General features: G+C 62.1%; 4 protein-coding genes. All 4 read right to left on the bottom strand.

All coding sequences use genetic code 11. The features are described 5' to 3' along the window. Window positions 1-475 (bottom strand): amidase family protein (locus AWB67_RS35975; protein ID WP_268808163.1); only part of this gene is annotated, 475 nt, incomplete at its 3' end. A gap of 2 nt (window positions 476-477) precedes the next feature. Further along, window positions 478-864, bottom strand: a complete 387-nt coding sequence (locus AWB67_RS35970; RefSeq protein ID WP_087660632.1) for a cupin — start codon at window positions 862-864, stop codon at window positions 478-480. Between the two features lie 42 nt (window positions 865-906). After that, the gene (locus AWB67_RS35965; RefSeq protein ID WP_087660631.1) at window positions 907-2,388 is read right to left on the bottom strand and encodes a 4-hydroxyphenylacetate 3-hydroxylase family protein; all 1,482 of its coding nucleotides are present in this window, start codon (window positions 2,386-2,388) and stop codon (window positions 907-909) included. Window positions 2,389-2,420: 32 nt separating this feature from the next. Next, the coding region (locus AWB67_RS35960) for a flavin reductase family protein (RefSeq protein ID WP_087660633.1) at window positions 2,421-2,832 on the bottom strand (412 nt) is incomplete at its 5' end.

Here is a 2,832-nt window from a genome sequence, read left to right as displayed (position 1 = left end):
CCGCCGCACCCGACGACGAGCCGCCCGGAATGCGCGCCGCGCTTCTGTCGAACGGGTTCGCGGGCGTGCCGAAGTGCGGATTGATGCCGAGGCCCGAATACGCGAACTCCGTCATGTTGGTGCGGCCGACGAACACCGCGCCTGCCCCACGCAGTCTGCCGATCGCGACGGCGTCGCGTGTGGCGGCTCGCTCGGGAAGAATCCTGCTGCCGGCGCGCGTGACTTCACCTTGCACGTCGAAGAGATCTTTCACCGAGACCGGAATGCCCGAGAGCGGACCAGCGACGCCATAGCGGCGCAGCGCGTCGCTTGCTGCTGCCTGCGCTGCGGCCGCCGGACTCGGGCCGTGCGGAAAGACGCGCTCACCTTCGCCCGAGCCATCGCCGATTCGCTCGACGCACGACGCGAGAAGCGTCGCCGCAACGAGACGGCCGTCGGCGAGTTGGGCGCGCAATGATTCGAGAGCGGGCAGCATGATCAGGCCGGGTCGTAGTAGTGAACTTCGAGGAGCACGCAGCCGCCGTTCGACTTGAACGGGCCATGCCACGCGCCTGGCGGACGCACCGCATAGGTGTAGCCTTCAAAGGGCTCGCCGCCCTCGCCTTTCTCGTCATTGCCAACGGTGAGATCGCCTTCGACGAGAAACACTTCCTCCCAGTAGTCGTGGACGAACGGCTTTGTCGTATGCATCCCTGCGGGCAGGCGCAACAGACGCGTGCGGCTGCCGCGCTTGCCGTCGGTGTCGAGCGCGCCGGACAGGATCAGCTCCTGCGCGCCGGAGCCGGGCGCATAGCCTTCCGGCAACTGCCAGCCTTCTGCCATGTCGAGTCCATGAAACTCGTCGTGAAGTTTGTTGATAGCCATGTTTCTCTCCTGTGGGGAATGCTGATTTGCGTTCAATCGATGTCAGGCCGCCTGGCGCGTCTTCGCAAGTTCCGCATCGAGCGAATAGGTGGACAGCAGGTTGTCGACGAGACCGGTGGCGCGCCGCCAGTCGTAGCTGCGATACGCGTGACCCTTGGTCACGAACGAAGCGCCCGCATAGAACAGTTCGTACTGGTTGTGCCGCGAGGCGAATTCCGAGCCGACCGCGTCCCATGCAAGCTTGAAGAATTTCACGCGTTCCTCGGCGCTGCAAACGGGCGACTTCTGGGTCTTCTCGATGATGCGGGCGAGGTCCGGATTCTCGAAGTCGTGCAGGCTGGACGGCAGCATGATCATTCCGCCGCCCGCGAGTTCGCGCAGCGTGTTGAGAATCTTCGAATAGAGTTGCTGAGTGAGCACCTGCGAGCTGTAGAGCATGTTACGGTCGGGCACGTAGTAACCGTTGACCACGCTGCCCTTTGCCTCCATGCCATAGACATACGCCTCGACCATCGACGCTTCCGATGCCAACTGGCCCAGCGTCTCGCGAACTTGCGGGAACGCGTTGGTGCCGTTGATTTCCGACGTCTTGAGACCGAGACCGACGAGAAAGCGCAGCTTCGTCATCAGCCGCACCTGACACTGATAGTTCTGGTAGACGTGCGCCGGCGTCGCATGGAATTGCTTCGCGCACATCGACACATCGCCGGCGACGAAGATCCGTTCCCACGGCACCTTGACATCGTCGAAATACAGCACCGCGTCGTTCTCGTCGTAGCGGCTCGACAGCGGGTTATCGAAAACCGATTGCGCGTGCGCCTCGTAGGACTTGCGCGACATCACCTTCATGCCCTTGGCGTTCATCGGAATCGCAAACGAAAGCGCGTACATCTCGTCGCCTTCGCGCAGCGGCTGAATGCAACTGCAGAAGACTTCGTTTGCCATGATGCCGCTCGTCGCGAGCATTTTCGCGCCGCGCACCGTGATGCCTTCCGCATCCTGGTCGACGATGCCCACGGCGAGATACTTGTCCTCCTGCTCGTGCGCCGACTTCGACTGATTAGCTTGCGGATTGACGATCACGTACGTCAGGAAGAGGTCGTTGTCGCGGGCATATTTGTAGTAGTCGCGCAGCGCGCCTGCGCGGGCCGGGTCGTACTGTTCGAACAGGTCGATTCCCATGAACATGCCCGAGATGCACGACGCGACGTGATCCGGCGAGCGGCCCATGAAGCCGAAGTGCAACTCGGTCCACGCTTCGAGTGCGGAGCGCCGCTCGACCAGTTGCTCATAGGACGTCGGTAGTTCCCAGATGCGGCTCACGCGGTTGCCGGAATCCGGTGAGACGAAAGTCATCTTCTCGACGTTCTCCGGGCGCGCCTGATAGTCGTAGAGACTTGCGTAACTGCGGATCGAATTGCGGAATGCGGGATGCGCGGTGACGTCGCCGACCGCCTTTCCGTCCAGATAGACCTGACGTCCGTCGCGCAATGACGCAATATGTTGAGTGCCGTTTTTGATCATGATGTTCTCCAGGAATGAATTCGTCTGCCTCTTCAGGCCGACGCTGCGTGAACGCCGTTGAGCGTGTGGTAGCGGCCGCCGAAGAAAATGAGCGGACGTCCTTGCGAGCGTGTCCGATGACGGGTCACGCGGCCGACGAAGATCACGTGGTCGCCGCCGTCGTATTGCGCATACGGTTCGCATTCGAAGGTCGCGAGTGTGTCGGGAAGCAGGACGGGGGCGTCGCATGAGTCCGTCGCGGCGTCGCGCCAGCCCCACTTGTCGCCGTTGCCCTTCGCGAACCGGTTCGACATGTCTTGCTGCGACTCTTCGAGCACGTTGACGGCGTAGCTGTCGGATGCACAAAGATCGGCGAGACTCAAGCTGCGGCGGTCTACCGAGAAAAGAATCAGCGGCGGATCGAGCGACACCGAATTGAACGAAGCGACGGTCATGCCAATTGGC

The organism is Caballeronia terrestris (assembly GCF_001544515.1).
Lineage (GTDB): Bacteria > Pseudomonadota > Gammaproteobacteria > Burkholderiales > Burkholderiaceae > Caballeronia > Caballeronia terrestris.
The sequence above is the reverse complement of the archived record's forward strand: the minus strand, read 5'-3'. Positions and strand labels throughout refer to the sequence as shown.